The sequence below is a fragment of the Winogradskya consettensis genome (genome assembly GCF_018332715.1).
Lineage (GTDB): Bacteria > Actinomycetota > Actinomycetes > Mycobacteriales > Micromonosporaceae > Actinoplanes > Actinoplanes consettensis.
The window spans coordinates 64,117-87,410 of record NZ_BOQP01000049.1 but is presented as its reverse complement, the minus strand read 5'-3'; the positions used below and the strand labels follow the sequence as shown (position 1 = coordinate 87,410).

Annotated in this window: 22 protein-coding genes; 12 read left to right on the top strand and 10 right to left on the bottom strand. The window is 70.1% G+C overall.

Annotated elements, in window-relative coordinates:
* Nucleotides 1-90: 90 nt before the first annotated feature.
* The 3 genes from Aco04nite_RS39105 to Aco04nite_RS39095 form a co-directional block, all read right to left on the bottom strand.
* A complete protein-coding gene (locus Aco04nite_RS39105) occupies nucleotides 91-345 on the bottom strand; it encodes a hypothetical protein (RefSeq protein ID WP_244876627.1) in 255 nt (84 codons plus the stop codon).
* 114 nt (nucleotides 346-459) lie between these two features.
* Entirely contained in the window at nucleotides 460-750 is a 291-nt protein-coding gene (locus Aco04nite_RS39100; RefSeq protein ID WP_244876626.1) for a hypothetical protein, read from the bottom strand.
* 11 nt (nucleotides 751-761) lie between these two features.
* Complete coding sequence (locus tag Aco04nite_RS39095) at nucleotides 762-2,438, bottom strand: sodium:solute symporter family protein (protein ID WP_213002270.1); 1,677 nt, start codon at nucleotides 2,436-2,438, stop codon at nucleotides 762-764.
* Nucleotides 2,439-2,616: 178 nt separating this feature from the next.
* Here Aco04nite_RS39095 and Aco04nite_RS39090 point away from each other — a divergent pair, with 178 nt between their 5' ends.
* Both Aco04nite_RS39090 and Aco04nite_RS39085 read left to right on the top strand, forming a co-directional pair.
* A complete protein-coding gene (locus Aco04nite_RS39090; RefSeq protein WP_244876625.1) occupies nucleotides 2,617-4,422 on the top strand; it encodes a CocE/NonD family hydrolase in 1,806 nt (601 codons plus the stop codon).
* Between the two features lie 17 nt (nucleotides 4,423-4,439).
* On the top strand, nucleotides 4,440-7,058 hold the full coding sequence (locus tag Aco04nite_RS39085) for an NPCBM/NEW2 domain-containing protein (RefSeq protein WP_213002268.1): 2,619 nt from the start codon (nucleotides 4,440-4,442) through the stop codon (nucleotides 7,056-7,058).
* Here the strand turns inward: Aco04nite_RS39085 and Aco04nite_RS39080 are convergent.
* The gene (locus tag Aco04nite_RS39080; protein WP_203837691.1) at nucleotides 7,042-7,707 is read right to left on the bottom strand and encodes a TetR/AcrR family transcriptional regulator; all 666 of its coding nucleotides are present in this window, start codon (nucleotides 7,705-7,707) and stop codon (nucleotides 7,042-7,044) included. The genes Aco04nite_RS39085 and Aco04nite_RS39080 overlap by 17 nt on opposite strands.
* A 77-nt stretch (nucleotides 7,708-7,784) precedes the next feature.
* On the opposite strand from Aco04nite_RS39080, the gene Aco04nite_RS39075 reads away from it, so the two are divergent.
* A complete protein-coding gene (locus Aco04nite_RS39075) occupies nucleotides 7,785-8,954 on the top strand; it encodes an FAD-dependent monooxygenase (protein WP_213002267.1) in 1,170 nt (389 codons plus the stop codon).
* On the opposite strand, the gene Aco04nite_RS39070 is transcribed toward Aco04nite_RS39075, so the two are convergent.
* Together Aco04nite_RS39070 and Aco04nite_RS39065 are read right to left on the bottom strand one after the other, a co-directional pair.
* Nucleotides 8,905-9,561, bottom strand: coding sequence for an HAD family hydrolase (locus Aco04nite_RS39070; protein ID WP_213002266.1), 657 nt, complete (start codon nucleotides 9,559-9,561; stop codon nucleotides 8,905-8,907). The genes Aco04nite_RS39075 and Aco04nite_RS39070 overlap by 50 nt on opposite strands.
* Nucleotides 9,558-10,424 (bottom strand): LLM class F420-dependent oxidoreductase, encoded by an 867-nt coding sequence (locus Aco04nite_RS39065; protein ID WP_213002265.1) that lies wholly within the window; start codon nucleotides 10,422-10,424, stop codon nucleotides 9,558-9,560. Before Aco04nite_RS39065 ends, Aco04nite_RS39070 begins: the two co-directional genes overlap by 4 nt.
* 264 nt (nucleotides 10,425-10,688) lie before the next feature.
* Between Aco04nite_RS39065 and Aco04nite_RS39060 the strand changes: the two genes are divergently transcribed.
* Entirely contained in the window at nucleotides 10,689-11,621 is a 933-nt protein-coding gene (locus Aco04nite_RS39060; protein ID WP_244876624.1) for a glycosyltransferase family 2 protein, read from the top strand.
* Here the strand turns inward: Aco04nite_RS39060 and fgd are convergent.
* Both fgd and Aco04nite_RS39050 read right to left on the bottom strand, forming a co-directional pair.
* Nucleotides 11,618-12,613, bottom strand: a complete 996-nt coding sequence (gene fgd / locus Aco04nite_RS39055) for a glucose-6-phosphate dehydrogenase (coenzyme-F420) (RefSeq protein ID WP_213002263.1) — start codon at nucleotides 12,611-12,613, stop codon at nucleotides 11,618-11,620. The two genes, Aco04nite_RS39060 and fgd, sit on opposite strands and share 4 nt — an antisense overlap.
* A gap of 9 nt (nucleotides 12,614-12,622) precedes the next feature.
* Complete coding sequence (locus tag Aco04nite_RS39050; RefSeq protein WP_213002262.1) at nucleotides 12,623-14,491, bottom strand: sigma-70 family RNA polymerase sigma factor; 1,869 nt, start codon at nucleotides 14,489-14,491, stop codon at nucleotides 12,623-12,625.
* Between the two features lie 230 nt (nucleotides 14,492-14,721).
* On the opposite strand from Aco04nite_RS39050, the gene Aco04nite_RS39045 reads away from it, so the two are divergent.
* The 4 genes from Aco04nite_RS39045 (at nucleotide 14,722) to Aco04nite_RS39030 (ending at nucleotide 17,897) form a co-directional block, all read left to right on the top strand.
* Complete coding sequence (locus tag Aco04nite_RS39045) at nucleotides 14,722-15,123, top strand: ATP-binding protein (RefSeq protein ID WP_213002261.1); 402 nt, start codon at nucleotides 14,722-14,724, stop codon at nucleotides 15,121-15,123.
* Between the two features lie 154 nt (nucleotides 15,124-15,277).
* Nucleotides 15,278-16,417, top strand: a complete 1,140-nt coding sequence (locus Aco04nite_RS39040) for a PP2C family protein-serine/threonine phosphatase (RefSeq protein ID WP_244876623.1) — start codon at nucleotides 15,278-15,280, stop codon at nucleotides 16,415-16,417.
* A gap of 75 nt (nucleotides 16,418-16,492) precedes the next feature.
* Entirely contained in the window at nucleotides 16,493-16,972 is a 480-nt protein-coding gene (locus Aco04nite_RS39035; RefSeq protein WP_213002260.1) for a MarR family winged helix-turn-helix transcriptional regulator, read from the top strand.
* Between the two features lie 49 nt (nucleotides 16,973-17,021).
* A complete protein-coding gene (locus Aco04nite_RS39030; protein WP_213002259.1) occupies nucleotides 17,022-17,897 on the top strand; it encodes an LLM class flavin-dependent oxidoreductase in 876 nt (291 codons plus the stop codon).
* Nucleotides 17,898-18,349: 452 nt separating this feature from the next.
* Here Aco04nite_RS39030 and Aco04nite_RS39025 read toward each other — a convergent pair whose 3' ends face one another.
* On the bottom strand, nucleotides 18,350-18,697 hold the full coding sequence (locus Aco04nite_RS39025) for a histone-like nucleoid-structuring protein Lsr2 (protein WP_203837681.1): 348 nt from the start codon (nucleotides 18,695-18,697) through the stop codon (nucleotides 18,350-18,352).
* A 239-nt stretch (nucleotides 18,698-18,936) separates the two neighbouring features.
* Between Aco04nite_RS39025 and Aco04nite_RS39020 the strand changes: the two genes are divergently transcribed.
* Complete coding sequence (locus Aco04nite_RS39020; protein WP_213002258.1) at nucleotides 18,937-19,374, top strand: hypothetical protein; 438 nt, start codon at nucleotides 18,937-18,939, stop codon at nucleotides 19,372-19,374.
* On the top strand, nucleotides 19,371-20,720 hold the full coding sequence (locus tag Aco04nite_RS39015; RefSeq protein WP_244876622.1) for a D-alanyl-D-alanine carboxypeptidase family protein: 1,350 nt from the start codon (nucleotides 19,371-19,373) through the stop codon (nucleotides 20,718-20,720). The genes Aco04nite_RS39020 and Aco04nite_RS39015 overlap by 4 nt, the downstream gene beginning before the upstream one ends.
* Before the next feature lie 161 nt (nucleotides 20,721-20,881).
* Here the strand turns inward: Aco04nite_RS39015 and Aco04nite_RS39010 are convergent, their stop codons facing one another.
* Entirely contained in the window at nucleotides 20,882-21,379 is a 498-nt protein-coding gene (locus tag Aco04nite_RS39010) for a DUF456 domain-containing protein (protein ID WP_213002257.1), read from the bottom strand.
* Between the two features lie 154 nt (nucleotides 21,380-21,533).
* On the opposite strand from Aco04nite_RS39010, the gene Aco04nite_RS39005 reads away from it, so the two are divergent.
* Both Aco04nite_RS39005 and Aco04nite_RS39000 read left to right on the top strand, forming a co-directional pair.
* Nucleotides 21,534-22,163, top strand: coding sequence for a PIG-L deacetylase family protein (locus Aco04nite_RS39005; RefSeq protein WP_213002256.1), 630 nt, complete (start codon nucleotides 21,534-21,536; stop codon nucleotides 22,161-22,163).
* Between the two features lie 176 nt (nucleotides 22,164-22,339).
* Nucleotides 22,340-23,248 carry a sigma-70 family RNA polymerase sigma factor gene (locus tag Aco04nite_RS39000; protein ID WP_213002255.1) on the top strand — a complete coding sequence of 303 codons (909 nt, stop codon included), beginning with the start codon at nucleotides 22,340-22,342 and terminating at the stop codon, nucleotides 23,246-23,248.
* Nucleotides 23,249-23,294 lie beyond the last annotated feature (46 nt).

Sequence of the window (23,294 nt, the reverse complement as noted above, 5' to 3'; positions counted from 1 at the left end):
TCCCGGCCTTGAAGAGACCGTGTCAAGCATTTCGATGCGGAGTACCGCGGTTCCCCTCCCGCTGACGGCTGCGGGAGGGGAACCGCGGTCTCACGCGCGGTTGTTGGGCGGCAGCAGCGGCAACTGGCTGATCACCGCCGCGTACTGGGCGATCTGCCTCCCGTTCGGCACCACGCCGACGCTGCGGAGCTGATCCTGAATGGCCCGCGAGATCGCATCCTCGGACTGGCCGCGATGCGTCTGCATGACCTTGTTGACGACATAGTCGACGCGAAGCTGCATCTGCCAGCCAGCCGGGCGCGGCGAGGCGCTGCTGGCGAGGCTCACTGAGGCGAGGGGTTCCATGCCCTGAGTATCGGAAGCACAGCCCCCTCACTGGAAGGTATGAGGAGGCTGTGCAACTGAGCTGCACCCGACCCGCACCGATCCATCCATCAAACGGCCGGGGCGGGTCACCGTTCAGGTGCCGGTAGGGGTCTCATCCGAGGTGCGCAGGTCCTCGTCGGTCGGCGGGACCGGCGGGCGCCACCACTGCCAGGCCAGGAAGACCCCGCCCAGCGCCAGCATCGCCAGCCCCATCCAGAGGTTGATGCGGACGCCCGAGGCCTTGTCGATCTCCGACTGGTTGTCGAAGATGCCGAGCAAAGTGACGATCACGCCGTACACGACGAACAGGGCACCGATCACCCGGCGGATGTCGAAGAGCTTGGCGGCCGCCGACCTCTTCTTCAGTTCCTCGTCTTCAGTCACGACAGCTCCTCTCACCAGACCGGGATGTACAGCAGGAGCGCGAGCACGACGGCGATGCCGCCGAGCAGCGCCGGGTTGCGCCACCAGACCTTGTCGGCGGCGAGCACCGCGTCACCCGAGGTGGAGGTGCCGGCGAGACCGTAGACCAGGCCGCGCAGGTCGTTCTCCGGCTTCGGCTTGGTGACCAGGGTGACCAGCACCGCGACCACGACGGCGGTGGTGAACGCCAGCCCGGCCCCCCAGAAGCTCTCCGACAGGTCGGAGTTGAACTTCACCACGTCGCCGAGATAGAGCAGGTAGAGCGTGAGGGAGGACAGCGTGCCCAGCAGCAGCGACCAGAAACCGGCCGGCGCGCTCATCCGCTTCCAGAACATGCCGACGATGAACGTCGCGAACAACGGGGCGTTGATCAGCGAGAACAGCGCCTGGATGTAGTTCATGATGTTGTCGTAGCCGGACGCGATGAACGCCGTACCGATGCTGATGATGATGCCGCCGACCGTGGCCCACCGGCCGACCCGCAGGTAGTACTCGTCAGAGCGGCCCTTGCGCACGTAGGTCTGCCACAGGTCGTACGTGAAGACCGTGTTGAACCCGCTGACGTTCGCGGCCATACCGGCCATGAACGAGGCCACCAGACCGGTGACCGCGACGCCGAGCACACCGTTGGGCAGCAGGTCCCGCATCAGCAGCGGGATCGAGTTGTTGTAGGTCAGGTCGCCGGAGGAGGCGCCCAGGCCCTTCACGGTGACCACGGCGACCAGGCCGGGGATGACCGTCACGGCCGGGATCAGCAGCTTCGGGAAGGCACCGATGATCGGGGTACGCCGAGCCGCGCTCATGTCCTTGGCCGAGAGCGCCCGCTGTACCTCGGCGAAGTTCGTCGTCCAGTACCCGAAGGAGAGCACGAAGCCCAGGCCGAAGACGATGCCGATCCAGTTGGCGCCCAGTGGGTTCCCGGAGTTCGCCGTCCCCTGCCACGTGTGCAGTGCGGCGTCGCCGAGGTCGCTGTTGCGGACCTTGTCGAACAGCCCGTCGATGCCGCCGACCTTGACCAGGCCGACGATGGTGAGCGGCAGCAGCCCCGCGAGGATCACGAAGAACTGCAGCACCTCGTTGTAGATCGCCGAGGAGAGCCCGCCGATGCTGATGTAGGTCAGCACGATCGCGGCGCCGATGACGATCGACAGCCAGAGCGGCCAGTTCAGCAGCGCGTCCAGGATCAGCGCGAGGGCGTAGAGGTTCACGCCGGCGATGAGGACCTGGGCGATCGCGAAGATGACCGCGTTGAGCAGGTGGGTCGGGGTGTTGAAGCGCCGCCGCAGGAACTCGGGGACGCTGCGGACCTTCGACCCGTAGTAGAAGGGCATCATCACGATGCCGAGGAAGACCATGGCCGGCACGGCGCCGATCCAGTAGTAGTGCAGGGTCATCAGGCCGTACTGGGCGCCGTTGGCGGCCATGCCGATGATCTCGAGCGCGCCCAGGTTGGCGGAGACGAAGGCGATGCCCGTCACCCAGGCCGGCATGGATCTGCCGGAGAGAAAGAAGTCGGAGCTTGATGTGATCGCTCTGCGAGCGGCGAATCCGATCCCCAGCACCGTCGCGAAGTAGATCGCGAGGATCAGGTAGTCGAATACGTCGAGATCGAGCCGTAGCCCGGGCCCTTCAGCCACGAGTCCGCCCATGGGCACCTCCTGTGCATGTCGGCTCGCCGCTTACCCGACGCGAAGATCCCTCACACCCACTTGTATCCATCAGGTAAAAATTGAGCCGCGGCTCACAGATTCGATCTATATCTGGTATCGAATGACGTGCATGTCTTCTGGCGCGCTCCGAGTCCTCATTGCGGCCTTAACATGCGTTTTGGTCGCTCCCTCCCCCGCCCATGCCTCGGACAAAAGACCTTATGTCCGAGGCGGGCAGACCGTCCCGACCTACAGCTATGCCGACGCGATCCACGAGAGCGTCTGGGTGCAGACCCCCGACGACGCCGACGAGGACGGCGTGCCGGACCGGGTCGCGGTCGATCTGGTCCGCCCCCGCACCGCACCCGGGGTCAAGGTCCCGGTGATCATGGACGCCTCGCCGTACTACGCGTGCTGCGGGCGGGGCAACGAGAGCGAGCTCAAGGAGTACGACGAGAACGGCGTGATCAGCAAGGAGCCGCTGTTCTACGACAACTACTTCGTGCCCCGCGGGTACGCGTTCGCCGGCGTCGACCTCACCGGCACGAACCGCTCCACCGGCTGCGAGGACGTCGGCGGCCCGCACGAGGTGGCCGGCGCGAAGGCGGCGATCGACTGGCTCAACGGCCGCGCGCGGGGCTTCGCCGCCGACGGCTCACCGGTCACCGCGAAGGCGTGGACCACCGGCAAGGTCGGCATGATCGGCAAGTCGTGGGACGGCTCGATCGCCAACGGCGTGGCCGCGACCGGCGTCAAGGGCCTGGAGACGATCGTGCCCATCTCGGCGATCTCCAGCTGGTACGACTACATGCGCTACAACGGCACCCTGCGCTCCACGGACTACCCGAACTACCTGCAGGGCGTCGTCAGCGACCGGATCGCGGAGTGCGCGGCGGTCACCGAGTCGCTCGCGAACGACAGCGCCGAGGACACCGCCGACTACAACGCGTTCTGGGCGGCCCGCGATTACCGGCCGTCGGCGTCGAGGGTGCACGCCAGCGTCTTCGTCGTGCACGGCGTGAACGACCTCAACGTCGCCACCCCGCAGTTCGCGAAGTGGTGGGACGAACTGGCCGACGCGGGCGTGCCGCGCAAGATCTGGCTGCACCAGACCGGGCACGTCGACCCGTTCGACCTGCGCCGCGCCGAGTGGGTGGACACCCTGCACGAGTGGTTCGACCGGTGGCTGCAGGGGCTGCACAACGGCGTGGACCACGAGCCGCGGGCGACGATCGAGACCGCTCCGGGCGTGTTCAGTCAGGCCCGGGACTGGCCGCTGCCGGGAACGCGGAATGTGACGGCGAAGCTGGGGACGGGCGTGGCGGCGTACACGGATCAGGGTCTTTCCGAAGCCGCGGCCGTGACCGACCCGGGAACACCGGTGGCCGGCCGGCTTGCCTTTCAGTACGGCCCCCTGACCAGGCCGTTGCGCATCTCAGGCTCGCCGTCGGTGCGGCTGCGCGTACGCGTGGACCAGCCGACCACGCAGCTCACGGCCAAGCTCGTCGACTACGGCACCGCGGCCCGCGTCCAGTACAACCGCGGTGAGGGCGTGCAGACGACGGGCACCGAGTCCTGCTGGGGAGAGTCGACCGCGGCGGACGACGCCTGCTACTTCGACGTCACCGAGCGCGTCGCCACCACGGACTACGCCGTGCTGACCCGCGGCTACCAGGACGCGGCACACCACGTGTCGCTACGCCTGACGACGCCGCTGCAGCCCGGCCGGTGGTACTCGATCACCGTGCCGGTCAACGCCTACGACGCGATCGTCCCGGCCGGGCACACGCTGGGCCTGGTCCTGACGCAGAGCGACAGCGCCACCGAGGCCCCGGACACGGGTGCCACCGTCGAGGTCGACCTGGCGCGCAGCACGCTGGTCCTGCCGGTCAGCGGCCCCGCGACCCTCACCCCGACCGCCGCGAAGCCGAGGACCACCAGCGGCCTCACCGGTGGCGTACGACCCGAACGGGAACGCCCCTGATCGATGATAATGAATGAATGCAGCTGCTCTCGATCATTCTGAGCCTGACCCTGACAGCTACGGTGCCAGCGCCGTTGCGAGAACCCGCGCCGTTGCGAGAACCCGGGAGCTGGTCCGTCACCGGGCCGGGTGGTGCCGTCACCGCCCGGCTCGGCCTCGACGACGCCGGGCGGCTCAGCTTCGGCGTCGACCGGCAGGGCGCGGTGGTGCTCGCGCCCGCCCCGATCGGCCTGACCACGACCGCCGCCGACCTCAGCGCCGGACTGAGCTTCCTCGGCCGCGGGAACCGTACGGTGCGGGAGCGCTACACCCGCACCACCGGCAAACAGCTCGAGCGCGACGTGACCCTCACGGAATCCACGTTCAGGTTCGACCGGGACGGCACCCGGCTCGACGTGGTCGTCCGCGTCTCCGGCGAGGGCGCCGCCTACCGCTACGTCCTGCCGGCGAGCGCGACGATCACCGGTGAGGCGTCGTCGTACTCGCTGCCGGTGGACGCCCCCGCGTGGCTGCTCCCCTACACGCCGAACTACGAGGAGTCCCGGGTCCCGACGACGGCGGGCCCCGCGGCCGCGGGTGACTACGGGTTCCCCTCGCTGTTCCGGGTCAGGAGCAACTACGCGTTGCTGACCGAGTCCGACGTGGATGGCCGCTACGACGGCGGGCGCCTGACGCATGCGCCGGGCTCCGGGGCGTACACAGTGAGCCTGGCCGACCCGCTCATAACCTCGGCCGGACCGCTCTCGACCCCGTGGCGGGTCGCCGTCGTCGGTGACCTCGCCACCGTGACCGGGTCGATGCTGGTGGACGATCTGGCCCCGGCATCGCGGCTCAGCGACACGTCCTGGGTGCGGCCCGGCATGGTCGCGTGGTCCTGGCTCTCGGAGCACAGCAGTCCCGCCGATCCCGACCGCCAGAAGCAGTACATCGACTTCGCCGCCCGCAACGGCTGGCCGTTCGTGCTGATCGACGAGGGCTGGAGCGACGCCTGGGTTCCGGAGGTCGTCCGTTACGCCCGCGCCCGCGGTGTCGACGTGCTGCTCTGGCTGCGCTGGACCGACCTCGACACCGAGCAGGAGCGCGCCACCCGGCTGCCGCAACTGCGCTCGTGGGGCGTCGCCGGCGTGAAGGTCGACTTCATGGACTCCGACAGCCAGGAACGGTTCCGCTGGTACGACGAGATCCTTGCCGCCACCGCGGCCCAGCACCTCATGGTCAACTTCCACGGCGCGACGATCCCCCGGGGCATCCAGCGCACCTGGCCGCACGTGATGACGATGGAGGCCGTGCGCGGCGCCGAGCAGTTCACGACCCGGGCAGCGACCAACACGATCTTCCCGTACACCCGCAATGTCCCGGGCGGCATGGACTACACCCCGGTGACCTGGGCGGTGACCGACAGGGACACGACCGACGCGCACGAGGTGGCGCTGGCGCTCGTCTACGAGTCCGGCTGGACGCATCTGGCCGACAAGCCGGAGACGTACGAGTCGCACCCGCTCGCGTTGCGGACCCTCAGCCGGCTGCCGACCACGTGGGACGAGTCCCGGCTGCTCTCCGGCGCTCCCGGGCAGGAGACGGTGATCGCCCGCCGGCACGGTGACCGGTGGTATGTCGGTGGCATCTCCGCGCTGCCCGCGCACACCGTCCCGGCGGGCCTCGGGATGCTCGGCGATGGACGCTATCTCGCCGAAACGCTGACCGACGGCGACCATGGGCTGGAACGGACAAGCCGGATCGTCCGGCGGGGCGACACCCTGAGCGTGCCGGTCGCGGGCAACGGCGGGTTCGTGACGGTGCTGTGCGCGTACACCGGGTCGGCGAGCTGCGACGAGCCGGTCCGACAGGTGCCCGCGACCACCCTCGCTCTTTCCGGAGGCCCGGAGAGTGTCAAGGCCGTCTTCACGCTTCCGGCCGGCGGTCCCCTTCGTTCGGTACGCCTGGAGCCGCGCGCACCGCGGGGATGGTCGACGACCGGCGCACCAGTGACGGCGGCGACCCTGCGCGGCGGCGAATCGATCACCGGCACCTGGACGTTCACCCCCGGCCCCGACGTCCCGCCCGGCCCGGTGGATCTCCCGATCGCGGCCACGTTCACCTTCGCCGGCGACCCGGGCTATCCCGACAGCCCCGGTGCCCAGCGCGTCCACGTCGAGCAGGTGGTGCACACCCTGGTCCCGCCGCCCGACCCGACCGGCACCCCGGACGTCAGCGCGCTGCCGTTCCTGACCGAGAGCAACGGCTACGGGCCGGTGGAACGCGACCGGTCGAACGGCGAGGCGGACGGCGGCGACGGCAATCCGCTCACCATGCGGGGAACGGTCTACGACACCGGGCTGGGCATGCACGCACCCGGCGAGGTGACCGTCTGGCTCGGCGGGGCGTGCGACGGCTTCTCGGCGCGGGTCGGCATCGACGACGAGGTGACATCCCCGGGCTCGGTCGACTTCCAGGTGCTCGGCGACGGCGTCCCGTTGGCGGCTTCCGGCGTTGTCCGCAGCGCTGATCCACCGGCAGCGCTGACCGCCGACGTCACCGGCGTCCGCATCCTGACCCTGCGCGCCACGGACGGCGGCGACGGCAAGAACTTCGACCACGCCGACTGGGCGCTCGCGCGGCTCAGCTGCGCTGCCTGATCAGCACCTCGACCCCGTCGAGGATGCGGGCCAGGCCGAACTCGAAGGCCTGGTCCGCACCGCCCTCGCCCATCGCCGCGATCAGGTGCGGGAACCGGTGACCGTGCACCCGGATGACCTCACCCATGGCGTCCACCATCCCCGCCTCGTCAACCATGGCGGCGGCCTGCTGTGCCAGCATCCGGCCGTGCCCGGCCAGAACCGCGATGGTGTCGAGCCGCTCCGCGCCCTGTAGGGGCAGCCCTTCCAGCCGGGCCAGTGCCTGCTCCATCCAGCCCATCTCGTACGGCCCGAGCGGCCGGCGCCCCGCGGTGGCCTCGACGGCCCAGGGGTGCTCGAGGAACCGGGCCAGCAGCTGCCGCGTCCACTGCTCCAGCGCGGGCCGCCAGTCATTTTCGGACATCGTCGGCGGCTCCCCGATCGCCCGCTCCACCATGACCGCGACCAGCTCCGCCTTGCCGGGCAGATAGCGGTAGAGCGACATCTTCGTGAAGCCGAGCTCCGCGGCGACCCGCTGCATCGAGACGGCGGCCAGCCCCTCGGCGTCGGCGACCTTCATCGCGGCGTCGGCGATGCCCTCCAGGGTCATGGTCGGCTTCGGGCCACGCTTCGGTGCCGGGCGCCCGCCCCACAGCCAGTCGATCGTCATCCTCTTGCACCTTTCGAAAACTGTGTCTACCGTACACGGAAGCAACTGATTCCACCGGACACAGTTTTGGAGACGTCATGCAGAAGACCGTTCTGATCTCGGGCGCCAGCATCGCCGGGCCGGCGCTCGCCTGGTGGCTCGACCACCACGGTTACCGGCCGACCGTTGTCGAGATCGCCCCGGCCTTACGGCCCGGCGGTGGCGCAGTCGACTACCGCGGCCCGGTCACGCAGGACCTGCTCGCACAGATGGGAGTGCTCGACCAGCTACGAGCGGTCCAGACCGGCGGCACGACGATGCGGTTCGTGGACGAACGCGGCGAGCGACTGATGGAGATGCCCTCGGACTTCGCGGGCGGTGACATCGAGGTGCCGCGCGGCGAGCTGTCCCGCATCCTCGCCGACGCTTCGGGCGACCGCACCGAGTGGATCTTCGGCGACACGATCACGGCGCTGCACGAGACGGACTCCGGTGTCGACGTGACGTTCCGCAGCGGCCTGCAGCGCACGTTCGACCTGGTCGTCGGCGCCGACGGGGTGCACTCGACGGTGCGGCGGCTGGCTTTCGGCCCGTCGTTCGTGAGCCATCTCGGCTATTACGTCGCGGGGTGGGAGATGCCGTCTTCCTCCCCGTCGGGAGTTTCGCTCAACTACAACGTGCCGGGGAAGCTCGCGGCGCTCGGCGACGGCGGGGCGTTCGTGGCGTTCTCCTGCGACGAGCTGTCCTACGACCGCCACGACCTCGACGCCGTACGAGCGATCCTGCGCTCCCGGTTCGCCGGGCTGGGCTGGGAGGTGCCGCGCATGCTCGCCGCGCTGGACACCGCCTCCGACCTGTACTTCGACCAGATCTGCCGGGTCGACATCAAGCCGTGGTCCCGGGGCCGGATCGCGCTGGTCGGCGACGCGGCGTGCGGGGCGACGATCGGTGGGATGGGCGCCAGCAACGCGCTGATCGGTGCCTACGCGCTGGCCGGCGCCCTCGCCACGAGCCCGGATCACACGACGGCCTTCAAGCGCTACGAGGAGCTGGTCGGACCGTTCGCCCGGCGCGCGCAGAAGGGCGGGGACATGGCCGGGCGGTTCCTGGCGCCCCGGACCGCCCGCGGGATCCGCATGCGGAACTGGATGAACAACCAGGAGTGGTTCATCCGGCTCAGCCTGCGGATCGCGAACGACCGGGGCGCGAAGATCGATCTCAGCCCAGTTTCCGCACAGCCTCGACCGTCAGCTCGTCAAGGTTCTTGATGACCAGGCTCGCGAGGGCCAGTGCGTCGTCCGCGGGCGGGTAGACGCCGTGCGGGACCGCGATGACCTTCAGGCCCGCCGCGCCGGCCGACCGCAGCCCGTTGCTGGAATCCTCGACGGCCGCGCAGACCTCCGGGGACAGCCCGAGGCGCTTCGTGGCCTCGAGGTAGACATCCGGCTCCGGCTTGCCACGCGGGACCTCCTCCGTCGACAGCGTCGTGCGGAAGAGACCGGTGATCCCTGCCGTCTCCAGGACCTGGTCGATGAGGAGGCGCGCCGAGGAGCTGGCCAGGGCGATCGGGAAGTCCGCGGCCAGCCGGCGGACCGCGTCGACCGAGCCCGGGATCAACGGCAGGTCCGCCCGGTAACGCTCGGCCATCCGGGCGAGCACGTCCGCGGCCACCTGCTCCGGCGCCCTGGGCACGCCCACCTCCGCGCTGAGGTGGGTGGACCACTCGCCGGTGCTCATGCCCATCATCCGGGTCTGGGTGTCGGGCAGGAACTCCCTGCCGTGCTCCGCGACGTAACCGCGGCGGACCTCCTCCCAGACCTCCTCGGTGTCGATGATGACGCCGTCCAGGTCGAAGACGACCGCCTCGATGCTCACAGGGCCTCGATCGCGGGCATGACCTCGGTCCGCAGGATCTCGATCTTGTTCAGGTCGCAGACCCCGGCGACCATCCCGTGGAAGACGGTGAAGCCGAGCCCGGCCAGCCGGGTGGCGTTGGCGATGAGCTCGTCGACCTTCTCGCCCTTCGCCCCGGGGTCGAGCGCGAGCGTGGCCGTCTTCTCGATGGCGTCGTAGTCGCGGCCCTCGTTCGTGCAGTGCTCGCGGAGCACGTCCAGCTTGCGGCCGATCTCCGGGCTGTCGAACAGGTTGCACGAGTCGGCGTACTTCGCGACGAACCGCAGCGTCTTCTTCTCGCCGCCGCCACCGATGAGGATCGGCGGGTGCGGCTTCGACAACGGCAGCGGCTGGTTCAGCAGGCGGCCCAGCTTGTAGTGCTTGCCGACGAACGGCCGCTCGTCGCCGTGGAACATCTGCAGACAGATCTGCAGCGTCTCCTCCAGGCGCTCGAAACGCTCGGCGGTGGGCGGGAAGAACAGGCCGAGCCCCCGGGACTCGTCCTCGTTCCAGGCGGCGCCGATGCCGAGCATCGCCCGGCCGCCGGAGAGCACGTCGAGCGTCGTGACCGCCTTGGCCAGCAGGCCGGGATCACGGTAGGTCACGCCGGTCACCAGCGTGAGCAGCTTCGCCCGCTTGGTGTGCGCGGCGATGAAGCCCAGCGCCGTGTACGCCTCGAGCATCTCGGCCTCGGGGTTGCCGAAGATCTGCCAGAGGTGGTCCATGACGCTGATCCGCTCGAAACCGGCCTCGTCGGCGGCGGTCACGATGTCGGCCAGTCGCGACCCGATCCCGGCCGATCCGTCGGGCCAGGTGAAGTCGGCGATGTGCAGACCCAGTTTCACGAGATTTCCTCTCCGTGGGATCCGTGGAAGATTCCCCCCAAAACCCTAGACCCGCTCGATGGGCCGGATCAGCCTAATAACCGTCCGTAGTGGATCGTGACCACGCCTGAACCGGTTAATCACAACGTGCCCGCGTGGTAGACCGAACGTAGTCGATTGGTAAGTTGTGTCCCGCCCCAGAAATCGCCCCGCCGCCGAGGAGCCACCGCCATGCCTCCCTCGTCGCGACGACCGCCCCCGTCGCACGCAAACTGGTCACCGAGCGTGACCGTTGTCATCCCGGCCCTCAACGAGGAACACAACCTGCCGCTCGTGCTCGAGAACCTCCCGGCCGTCGACGAGGTGATCGTGGTCGACGGCCGCTCGGACGACGACACCGTCGCGGTCGCCCGTGAGGTGCGCCCTGACGTGATCGTGGTCCGGCAGACCCGCAGCGGCAAAGGAAACGCCCTGGCCTGCGGTTTTGCCGCCGCCACCGGCGACATCGTGGTGACGCTCAACGCCGACGGGTCGGCCGACCCGGGCGAGATCCCGCGCTTCGTCGACGCCCTGCTCTCCGGCGCCGAGGCCGCACACGGCTCCCGGTTCCGGTCCGGCGGCGACCACCGGGACGCCCTGCCGGCCGAGCGCTTCGGGCACGCTGCGCTGAGCCGCGTGGTCAACATCCTGTTCCGCACCCGGTTCACCGACCTGAGCTGCGGTTACAACGCGTACTGGCGGGAGCTGCTGCCCGTGCTCGACCTGCCCGCTCCGGTGCAGCGCGGCCTCAAGCGCGGCCGCCCGGCCTGGGGCGACGGCGCCGAGATCGAAACCCTGATCACGGTCCGGATGGCGACCCGCGGGCTGCGCGTGGTCGAGGTCGCGACCGTCGGCTATCCCCGCATCCACGGCGACCGGCCCCGGCAGTTCTTCCCCGCGGCGCTGCGCGTGCTCCGCACGGTCCTGACCGAATACGCCCGCCGCTGGGGCAGCACCCCGAGCCGGGTCGTCCCCCGCGCCGCCGAGCTGCCGGAATCCCAGATCCAGCGCCCGCGCCGCACCGACTTCCCCCTCGCCGGCAGCGCAGAGCAGACCGGCCGGCACTCCGTCCCGCCGCCGTCGCGCCCTCGCCGCCGGGGAGACCTCAGGGTCATCCGTGGCGAGGGCGGCAGCGAGACGGGCTCCGGCTGGGAGGAGCCCCGGCGCCGCAGCGGCTAACGGTTGCGCAGCTTCGGGAGGATCTCCTCGCCGTAGACGCGCAGGAAACGGTCCTGGTCCGGACCGGGCGCGTGGAAGACGAGGTGCTTGAAGCCCATGTCGAGGTATTCGGCGACCTTCGCCACGTGCTCGTCCGGGTCCGAGGAGACGATCCAGCGGGTGACCGTACGGTCGACCGACAGCGCATCCGCGCGGCGCTGCATCTCGATCGGGTCCTCGACGCCGGTCTTCTCCTCCGGGGAGAGGGCCAGCGCACCCCAGTAGTGGGTGTCGTTGCGGGCCCGTTCGAGGTCGGGGTCGAAGGAGACCTTGACCTCGATCATCAGGTCCAGGTCGTCGAGCGAGCGGCCCGCCTTCTCCGCACCCTCCTTGACGGCCGGCAGCAGCGTGTCCGTGTAGAGCTCGTGGCCCTTTCCGCTGGTCGTGATGAAGCCGTCGGCGATACGACCGGCGAGCCGGGTGGCCGCCGGGCCGGAGGCGCCGATGTAGATCGGCACCGGCTGCTCCGGTTTGTCGTAGATCGTCGCGACCTCGGTTCGGTAGAAGTTGCCCTCGAACGTCACCCGGTCCTCGGACCACAGCTGCTTGATCAGCTGGACCGCCTCCTTGAGCCGGGCGAAGCGCTCCTTGCCGTCCGGCCAGGCCAGGCCGAGCGGCACCTCGTTGAGCGACTCCCCCGAGCCGACGCCGAGAACGACGCGACCGGGGGCGAGGCAGCCGAGGGTGGCGAACGCCTGGGCGACCACGGCGGGGTGGTAGCGGAACGTCGGGGTGAGCACGCTCGTGCCGATCAGCACCCGCTCGGTGCTGGTCGCGAGCGCGCCCAGCCAGGGCAGCGCGGCGGGCGCGTGCCCGCCGTCGTGCCGCCACGGCTGGAGGTGGTCGCTGACGAAGACGGAGTCGAATCCCTGCTGCTCCGCGTCGATGCCGTAGCGGAGCAACTCGCGCGGGGCGAACTGCTCCGCCGAGGCCTTGTAGCCGAACCGAATCATGAACCGACCCTATCCCGCGGCCTTGTACGCCTTACCGGCTTCCGTGGGGGTGCTCGCGTCCTTGTAGAGGCCGAAGTCGACGCTGTCCCCGACCGCGGGCAGGCCGAACCAGGCGTAGCGCTCGAGCCAGGACCGCGACTCCATGCCCTTCGTGCTGCCCTGGATGAACGCGACCTCCTGCGCGGCCGACGGGTACTTCGGGGAGCCGGAGAAGTTCATCAGGCCGTACTCCGTGACCCAGATCGGCAGGTCGTACTTCTTGTGCACCGCGTCGACGTAGCCGAGGAACTGGCCCACGGCGGCGTCGCTGAAGTCGGAGCCGTACCAGTGCAGGGTGATGAAGTCGACCCGCAGGTTCTTGTCCTTGGCGCCGGTCATGAACCGGTCGAGCCACCCGCCGTCGGTGTCCGCGCCGTAGGCGACCGCCGGGCTGCCCAGCCGCATCCCCGTGTCCTGCAGCTCGGGCCAGTCGGCGAGGGCGTCCTCGACGCTCATGTTCGCCTGCCCGCCCATGTCCGGCTCGTTGAAGCCGAGCAGAACGTCGCCCTCCTTCTTGACCTTGGCGAGGTCGGCGGTGGTGACGTTCGCCTTACCCCAGATCATGGGTACGAACTCCACGTCCGCGGGCCCCGGCATGCTGTCGTTGTTCGTCGACCAGTTGTAGTACCAGCCGGCGCCGACGTCGGCGAGCGCGCCCTTGGCACCGCTGAACTCCCAGCTGCCGACGCCCTTCTTGGCCGACGTCGCCGTGGCCGGCACCGGGGTGACCGCCTTGGTCTTCGTCTTCGTCTTACTGGGTGACGCCTTGACCGACGCTTTCGCTGAGGGCGACGTGCTCGGTGTCGCGGACGGGGGCAGCGTGAGCCGCGGGGTCGGTGAGGCAGCCGTGACGACCGCCGCGCTGTTCACCGGCTTGTCGTCGTGGGTGTAGACGACCGCCGCCGCGCCACCACCGGCGACCGCACCGGTCGCGAGCACCGCAGTCAGGACCCGCCGGCCGATGCCGACCGTGCCCTTGATCGCGATCTTGGTGGCGAGCGCCTTGCCGGAGCCGCCTGCCGCGTGGGCGGCGACCTGGCTCGTGGCCGTCGCACCGGCTCCGTAGCCGCCGAAGTGGGCGCCCAGCGACGCCGGGATCGGCACCAGCGCCATCCCGACCAGCAACCGCTCGGCGGCGACGAGACCCGACCAGGCCGGGGAGCACTGGCGGCAGTCGCGGGTGTGCCGGGCGATGCGCTTGCGCCACAGCGGGCTCGGCCGCCGGTCCCACTCGGTCAGCACGAACGCCAGCTCCGCGCAGGGCGGGGTCGCGTCGAGCGCCCGCACGACCACCCGGGCCGTCTCGAGCTGGCCCTTCATCCGCTGGATCCGGACCGCGGCGTGCTGACGGGTCACCTCGATGGCGTCAACGATCTCGTCGCGGGTCAGCTCGCCGGAGGCCTCCAGCCACCAGAGCGAGAGCAGCTCGCGGTTGTCCTCGTCGAGCCAGCGGGTCGCCTCCGCGGTCTCCTTGCGCTGACCGGCCAGCTCGAGCCGGGTGATCGCGAGGTCGGTGAAGTCGGCGCCCGGGTCGCGCACGTCGTCGGGCAGCAGCGCGTCCGGCGTACCGCGGCGGACCCGGTAGCGCTCGCGGACCTGACGGACGGTGATCGCCACGAGCCAGGACCGGAACGCCTCGGGATCGCGCAGGTCACCGAGGTTGCGCAGGACCCGCAGCATCGTGTCCTGCACGACGTCGTCGACGTCCGCGTGCCCGTCGAGGGCCCGCCCGACGATCGTGTAGACGAGCGGCAGGTACCCGGCGACGAGGCGGTCGATCGCGGCCGCGTCGCCCTCCCGGGCGGCCACCACCGTCGCGGTGTCCGGTTGAAACGCCATCTGTGTGAGGACCTCTCCGTGGAGCATCGATCATTGCTCGCGGCAGCGGTTTTGCCGACCACGGATAGGGAGACTGCCCGGACGGCCTGCGATAACAGGAACTTCGGCGCGTTCTTTCGCAGCCTCGAGACCGCGATTGCCGCCACACCGGGGGTTAGCCGGTGCCCGGGGCGGGCACTCCACCGTCGTCAGCGATCGCGATCATACGAGCAGCGGAGGAGGTCGGCGCCATGCGTGTCTCGCTTCATCTGAACCTGCCGCGTGAGGTCGACAGCGTTCCCGCTGTCCGGCGGTTGCTCCGCTGCGCCCTGGCCGTCTTCCATGTCGACCGCGAGGTCGGCGAGGATCTGGAGATCGCCCTGACCGAGGCGTGCGCCAACGTCGTGCGGCACGCCGAGGGCGCCGACAGCCTCGAGGTGCGCCTCGACGTCGGCGAGGACCGCTGCGCCATCGACGTCAGCGACAACGGCGAGGGCTTCGACGCCGACGCCGTGGACGACCCGGTCCAGAGCTCCGAGCACGGGCGCGGACTGTTCCTCATCCGGGCGCTCAGCGAGAACGTGCGCATGCAGTCGACCCCGCGCCGGGGCAGCCTGATCCACTTCGAAAAGGCCTTCGCCGCCGCGCACTGATCGACTTCCCCGGTTCCGCCCCGGGGAAGAGCCGCACGCCTTCACCACGAGTAAAGACCGCGCGACCCCGCGCGGGGATCCCACGCGTCACCCCTATCATCTTTGCTCTACGGCAAATATTGCTATAGCTCACACAAAGGAAAGAGGCTGCACATTGTCCGACCGTCCGACACCCCTGGGAGTGCTGCTGCGTGCGGCGCCACCCGACCGGCTGCCCGAAGTGGTGGCCGAACACCTGCGCCGGCATCATGCCGCCGGCCGGGTAGAGGTGCTGCTCGGTGACCTCACCCTTACCGGCCTCTGGCCCCTGATCGACCCCGGCGTCCAGGACGTCAGCACCCTGGCCCCGCGCTGCTTCGGCAGCCAGCGCCCCGTTGTCGACATCACCCCTGAGCTCAACCGGGCGTACCTGCCGCTCAGCGTCTGGGGTGAACGGCTCGGCGTCCTCGTCGTGGAAACCTCGCTGCCGTCGGGCACCGGCCTGACCGAGCAGCTCTCGGCCGTCGCCGACGAACTGGCCATCGCGCTAAGGGCCGCCGACGTGGTCACCGACCGCTACCGGCAGGTGACCCGGCGCCAGCGTCTCACCATGGCCGCCGAGCTGCAGTGGGAGCTGCTGCCCGGCCGCTCCCTCGGTGACGACCGCTTCCTGATCGCCGGGCAGCTCGAACCCGCGTACGCGGTGTACGGCGACCACTTCGACTGGGAGCTCACCGGCAACCGCCTCACCGTCACGGTGCTCAACGGCTCCGGCGACGGCCTCGAAGCCTCGGTGCTCAGCACGGTCGCGGTCAACGCCATGCGCAACGCCCGCCGCTCCGGCGCCAACATCGTCGAGCAGGCCGAGCTGGCGTCCGACGCGATCTACGCGCGCTACGGCGGCGTCCTGCACACCGCGACGCTGCTGCTGGAAATCGACCTCGTCAGCGGGCAGGTGGCCGCGGTCGACGCCGGTTCACCGAAGGCCGTCATCGCCCGCGAACGCGAGATTCGGCCGGTCACGCTGGAGCAGCAACTGCCGCTGGGCATGTTCGGCGAGACGCGTTACGAGACCCAGCACTTCTCGCTCGAACCCGCTGACCGGCTGCTCATCGTCAGCGATGGCGTGCACGCGGCTGCGCCGGGTGGGCGTACCCCTTATGGTGAAGCAGCCCTGCTGACCGCACTGCGGAGGACGCGGCTGCAGCCCGCGACCGAGGCAGTGGGTACGGTGATGCGCGGCCTCCGGGATTACCACGCGGGTTCGGACCCCGACGACGACGCGGTCACCGTCTGCCTCGACTGGCGGCGATGACGCTTCAAACCCGGGGCGATCGGGTACGCAGGCACCGCAAGAGAAACCCCCAGTCCCCGAGTGCAGAGGACCGGCATGGAGCGCGTCACTGACGTCGCCGCGGCTGTGGAGTCGACGGTGGAGTCGATGCTGGGCGTCTTTGAGAGCGCCCGGCTCGCCCAGTCCCCGGCTGTCCCCCCGGCCCAGCTACGTGTCCTCACGATCATCTCGCGTAACGAGCACGTCAACATGAGCCGGCTGGCCGAGACTCTCGACGTCGTGCCGTCCTCCGCGAGCCGGCTCTGCGACCGCCTCGAGGCGACCGGCCTGCTGCGCCGCGTGCCCGACCCCCGGGACCGTCGCGAGGTGCGCCTGCTGCCCACCCCCGCGGCCCGCAGGCTGCTGGACGAGCTCCGCGGCAGGCGGCAGTCGGCGCTCGCGGAGGTCCTGGAACGGATGCCACCGGCCCGGCGCGCCGAACTGGTGCGGGCCCTCGCGGCCTTCGACGCCGCCGCGGGCTCGATCGCCGCGGGCTCGGCCGCCGAGGATGACAGCGACGGGCTACGTACGGCCTGATCAGCCCGGTGCCCGCCGTGCTGGGCCGGCGGTGCGATAGGTTCCCCCGATGCGTATCGGCATCGTCATCCTCCCCGACCAGCGCTGGTCCGAAGCGAGCCACCGCTGGCGGCGCGCGGAGGAGTACGGTTTCGACCACGCCTGGACCTACGACCACCTCGGCTGGCGCGACCTCGTCGACGGCCCATGGTTCGACGCCGTGCCGACGCTCACCGCAGCTGCGGGCGTGACCAGCCGGATCGGGCTGGGCACTTTCGTCGCCTCGCCGAACTTCCGGCACCCCGTGCATTTCGCCCGCGAGACCCTCGCCGTCGACGACATCTCGGGCGGCCGGCTGCTGCTCGGGGTCGGCGCGGGTGGCCTCGGCTTCGACTCCGACGTGCTCGGCGGGCCCGCGCTGACGCCGCGTGAGCGGGTGGACCGATTCGCCGAGTTCCTCGACCTGTTCGGGCGGCTGCTGACCGAGGACCACGTCTCGTATTCCGGCACCTACTACCAGGCGGTGGATGCGCGTACGCTCCCCGGCCCGCTCCAGCAGCCCCATCCCCCGCTGATCGTGGCGGCGAACGGGCCCCGGGCACTGCGCCTCGCGGCGCGGCACGGCGACGGCTGGGTGACCACCGGCGCCCAGGCGGTCGACGACGAGAACGCGTGGTGGCGCTCGGTGGCCGAGGTCAGCGAGCGTTTCGGCGCGGCGCTGGAGCAGGCCGGCCGCAGCGGTGTCGACCGTTACCTCAACCTCGACTCGTCGCCGGTCTTCTCGCTGAGCAGCCCGCAGGCATTCGAGGACGCGATCGGCCGGGCCCGCGAACTGGGTTTCACCGACGTTCTCGCGCACTGGCCGCGGGCATCGAGCTGGTATGCCGGTGATGAGAAGGTTCTCGAAACGGTCGCCGCCGCGCTGCCCGCGCTCCGCGAATCCTGAGCCACCGCCCGCGACGCACCGCAATCTTTCCGGCACGCAGCGACGATGAGCGATGCGTATCTCGGGAAAGTCCTAGCCTTTTCGCGTAGTACCCTGCGATCGCGCCGGCAACTTTCGGCGCGGGCCGATCCCCGCCTTTAGGCATGCGCTTCGGCGGCCTTTCCTGGGCCGGCCGCCCCTTTAGTCATCACTTGGGCATAGCCCGGAGCCCACGGACATCGCTTGCGGGCCGCCTTGATCACCATTTACGGGCGGTGCCGGGATCCGCGCCGGCCCTGGCCCGATCGCCATTGCCACCCGCCTGCTGATCACTTTCAGCATCCACGTCACCACAAAGAGCTAAACAGCCTGGCTCGTGCAGCCTCCGCCGCCGACAAGCCTGCCCCCGCAGCACACAGCATTGCGGCCGACCGGGTCACCGGTCGGCCGCGGCAATGCGGTTCGAAGGGGGATCAGCGACCGTGCGCGGCCCGGTAGGCGCTACTGACGCCCTGCGGGATGCGGCCACGCTCGGAGATCTGGTGCCCGTGCTCGGCCGCCCACTCGCGGATCAGCCGATTCTCGTCGCGGCTCCCAGCAGTGCGCACCGGTGCCGGCCGGCCCGCTGCCCGGGCCGCACCCGCGCGGCCGATTCGCGTGCCCGCGTTGATGAACGGATCCAGGGCCTTGCGCAACTTGCCGGCATTGGCCTCGGAAAGGTCGATGGTGTATGCCGTGCCGTCGAGGCTGAACTCGACCGTGCGATCGGCTGGCTTTCCATCGAGGTCGTCGATGAGGGTGGTGATTACCTGCCGCGCCATAACGACTCCTGAGAAGAATCCGAATAACGGGCTTAAGCATGGACTGTGAACCGCTGCACGCGCAACAGTTTCGCAGGATTTCACAGAATATCGCCGAGGCCGGGCAATTAACGGCGAGCGGGGCCACTAATTGCGCCACCACTATTGTCGGCGAATCGGTGGCCGGTGCGCGCCGATCCGCACGAGGCGCGCAAAACCCGGGTGGGCAGCGGCCAGGAGATGCCGTTAGGGTCGGGTCCATGGACGCAGGCGACGACCGTGCCACCTGGCGCGAGCAGCGCCGGCAGGCCGTCGACGGGCACGCGGCGGCGCTGGCCGCCGACCGGGCCGCCGAGGCGGAGAAGGCCGGCGCGCTGCTCGCGAGCTTCGTGCGCCGGGCCGCCGAGCAGGGCCTGGCACCGCACGCCCTGCGCGCGGTGGCCTTCGACGGCCGGTCCACGTTCCGCACTGCGCTGCGCGGCTGGTATCTGAAATCGAACCGCTCGGTGGCTGTCGGCGCAGACGGCGGCTACTACGTCCTGACCGTCCCGACCTCCCTTCGCGCACGCTTCACAGGCGCGACCGTGTCACCCAGCTCCCCCCGGCTGGTGGTCGGCGCGGGCGGCGGCGACGGCGAAACCATCCCCCTGGCGCAGCTGCTCGAGCGCCGCCTCACCGCAGGAGCCGTCTGGCCGTGATCCCTGGCGACACCACACCCACGACCCGGCGCCGCACCCTGGCGACGTTCTGCGCCCTCGCCCTCGGCGCCGGCGCCCTGTCCATCCCCACGCCCGCCTCGGCGTCTCCCTCAGCAGGGGCTCCGACGGGCGTTCTGCGAGCTGCTTCGGCCAAGGCCGAGGTGCCGTGCCCGAAGCCCGACGTGAAGCCGCCCGCCGGGCGACCTGCCCGGCCCGTCCCGCCCGCGGACGACCCGGTCCTGCGCGCGGTCGGCGGCGACGACCTCGCAACCGACGGGCTGATCGTCCCGCAGGGCGCCAAGCAGCCCCCGGCCCTGACCGCCACGAGCTGGCTGGTCGCCGATCTGGACACCGGCGAGGTGCTGGGCGGCTGCGGGCCGCACGTCTACGGCACCCCGGCCAGCGTGCAGAAGCTGCTGCTCGCCGCGACGGTGATGGACAAGCTCGACCCCAAGAAGACGATCACGGTCACCCAGGAAGACCTGAACATCGAGCCCGGCAGCTCGGCGGTCGGCCTGCTCAAGGGCGGGAAGTACACCATTGCCACGCTCTGGCTGGGCCTGCTGCTCAACTCGGGCAACGAGGCCGCGAATACGCTGGCCCGCCTCGGCGGCGGCGCGGACGGCGTGCAAGGCACGGTGACCGCGATGAATGCGGAAGCGAAACGGCTGGGTGCGTACCAAACCCATGCCGTGACCCCTTCCGGCCTGGACGGGCCGGGGCAGTTCACCAGTGCCTACGATCTGGCGCTGATCGCCCGCGACTGCTTCGCCACCGCCGACTTCGGCAGGTATGCCCTGACGAAGAACACCCAGATCCCGGCGCAGAAGCAGCTGAAGAAAGGCGGTTTTCAGATCCAGAACGAAAACCGCCTGATCTTCGACTACAAGGGTGCCCTCGGCGGCAAAACCGGCTTCACCAAGCTGGCCCGGCACAGCTACGTCGGCGCGGCCCAGCGCGGCGGCCGCCGCCTCGTCGCCACCCTGCTCGGCGCCGAGAACAACCCCCTGCGCGGGTACGAACAGGGCGAGGCACTGCTCGACTGGGGCTTCTCCCTGCCCAAGGACGCCTCGGTCGGCAAACTCGTCACCCCCGACGACACCGGCACAGCGACCGGCACGGCCACCGGGGAAAGCGGCGCCCCCGCCTCGCCGGATGCCACCAGACCCGCCCCCGCCGCGGCCCGTCCGGCCGACGACAACGGCTTCCCGCTCCTGGCAGCGGCCGGCGTGGCCATCGTCCTGGCAGCCACCCCACTCCTGCTGCTCCTCACCCAGCGCCGCCGCCGGGTGCGCCGCCGCCGCTCCCGCACCAGCGGCACCAGCGACCCGCAGGCTTTCTACTAGGGCACATCTGGTGGATCACGGCGAGTCTGCGGCGAGGTCCAGGTTTCGTCTCGCAAGACGTGACTCTCCGCTTCGGGACACCCACGGCCGCAAGGTCGTGATGCCTTACAGCCAGGAGGTTCTCCTTCGGGTCGCTGTCCTGGACGCGCTCTGGGCCCGGATCAGGCGAAGACCAGGCCGAATAGCCAGATGACGGCGACGCCCAGGGCCGCGGTGAATTCGACGAGGAGGGAGAGGCCGACCGCGGCCAGGGCCCGTTTCGTGGAGGGCCAGGCCTGACCCGAGCCGAGGCGGAGCTGTTCGGCCAGGAAGACGCCCAGGATGAAGCCGAGGACCAGGCCGACGAGTGGGATCACGAAGAAGCCGATCAGGCCGAGCACGCCACCCGCGAGCAGGGATGTGGTCGGTACGCCGGTGCTCTTCAGGCGTTTGCCCGGCCAGAGGTATTTGACGACGGTGCCGGCCAGGGCGATGACCGTGGCCAGGGCGAGGACGACCCAGCGGCCGGAGCCGGCGTCGCCGAGCAGGGACCAGAGCAGGACCGCACCCCAGCAGAGGAGCAGTCCGGGCAGGACCGGGATCACCACGCCGAGCACGCCCACCACCATCGCTATGCCGGCGATGAGGTTGACCGTCGTACCACTGTCGCTGAGGTCCATGTGTCAACACTGCCGTAGTCGCGCACAAGTCCTCAACCGGAGAGCCCCGCGACCGATGGACACTCAGCGCCGCCACCCCCGATGCGGCGCCCTGAGTCAGTCGCGGAGGTACCCACATGCGCCGACCGGGCCGTGAGTCTCTGGAGGGTGAGCTGTGACCCCGCGCAGCGTTCTCGCCGTTGGTGCGAATCCTGGTGATCTCGAGCTCGGCTGTGCCGGCACGCTCGCCGCGCACCGGGCCGCCGGTGATTTCGTCACGATGCTCGTGCTCAATTGTGACGGGCCCGACCATCCGTCGATCAAACGTACGGAGGCCGCCGCCAAGGCGCTGGACTGTCTGCTGCTCTGGGGCCCCGAGGCCGCCGAGCGCCGGCAGGCCACGGATCGGCGCCGCCGGGACCGCGGTGCCGAGGACCGCCGGGCCGGGGTCGGCCGCCCGCCCGCGACCGCCGCGATCGAGAACGTGCTCACCGGGGTCGACGCCGATGTCATCTACGTGCACGCACCCGAGGACGCGAACGACGATCGCCAGCAGGCCGCCGAGGCCACGGTCGTCGCGGCGCGGCACAGCAGCCGGGTGCTGCACTACGCCGGGGAGTCGACGCTGCGGTTCGACCCTTCGCTGTACGTCGACATCACGGCGTACCTCAAGGACAAGCTCGAGGTGTCCACCGACCCGGAGCTGACCAGTGCGACGGCCCGGCACTTCGGCGCCCAGGCCCGGGTCCGCTACGCCGAGGCGTTCGCTCCGGACCGCTTCGTATGGGACCTCATCCGTCGCTGAGACCCCTTCAATCGCAAGGGAAATCATCCGCCTCAGGAGGCTTGAGGAAAAGAGTCGAAGCAACCGGTACGCAACTCTGTGCGACCGGAACGCATACCCCACGTCACGGAAAGTTCTCCCTGTCAGCCGGTACCGCCCACTGCCGCGGGCTACCGACAACATCCGGGGGAAAAGACATGACGAGCACCATGACGACCGCTGCCGACCTCACCGCCGACGCCGCCGCCGTGACCGCCGTGCCGGCCCTGACCGCCGCCGAGCAGGAAGAGCTGATCCGCTCGCACATGCCGCTCGTCGGTCACCTGGTGCGCGACATGCTCACCCGCATCCCCAACCACATCCACCGCGACGACCTCACCAGCGCCGGCCTGCACGCGCTGGTGACCGCGAGCCGCGGCTGGGACCCGAACCGCGGCATCCCGTTCCACCGCTTCGCCACCACCCGCATCCGCGGCGCGATCCTCGACGAGCTGCGTTCGCTCGACTGGGCCACCCGCTCGGTGCGCTCGAAGGCGCGGACCACCGACACGACGCGGCAGAGCCTGACCACGACGCTGGGCCGTACGCCCACCAACGAGGAGCTCGCACAGGCGCTCGGCACCACGACGACCGACCTGACCCAGCGCGACAACGACGTGCAGCGCGCCACCGTGCTGTCGCTGCAGGGCTTCACCACCAGCAGCGCCGACGACCTGGTCACCGAGGCCGCCCCGGGCCCCGAGGACATGCTGATCCGCCGTGAGCAGATCGGCTACCTGCACCACGCGATCGAGTCGCTGCCCGAGCGCCTGCAGCTCGTCATCACCGAGTACTTCCTCAAGGAGCGCCCGATGGCGGACATCGCCGCCGACCTGGGTGTCACCGAGTCGCGGGTGTCGCAGCTGCGCGCCGAGGCGCTGTCGCTGCTCAAGGACGGCATGAACACCCACCTCGACCCCGACCTCGCCCCGGCCCCGGAGAACCCGGCCAGCATCACGGCACGTCGCCGCGCGTCCTACTACTCCACGATCGCCGGCAACACGAACCTGCACTCGCGGCTCGCGCTGACCAACGCGCACGGTCACTCGACCTTGAAGGTCGCCTGATTACCTGACACGAAAAAGACCGGCGTCGTCCCACGCCGGTCTTTTT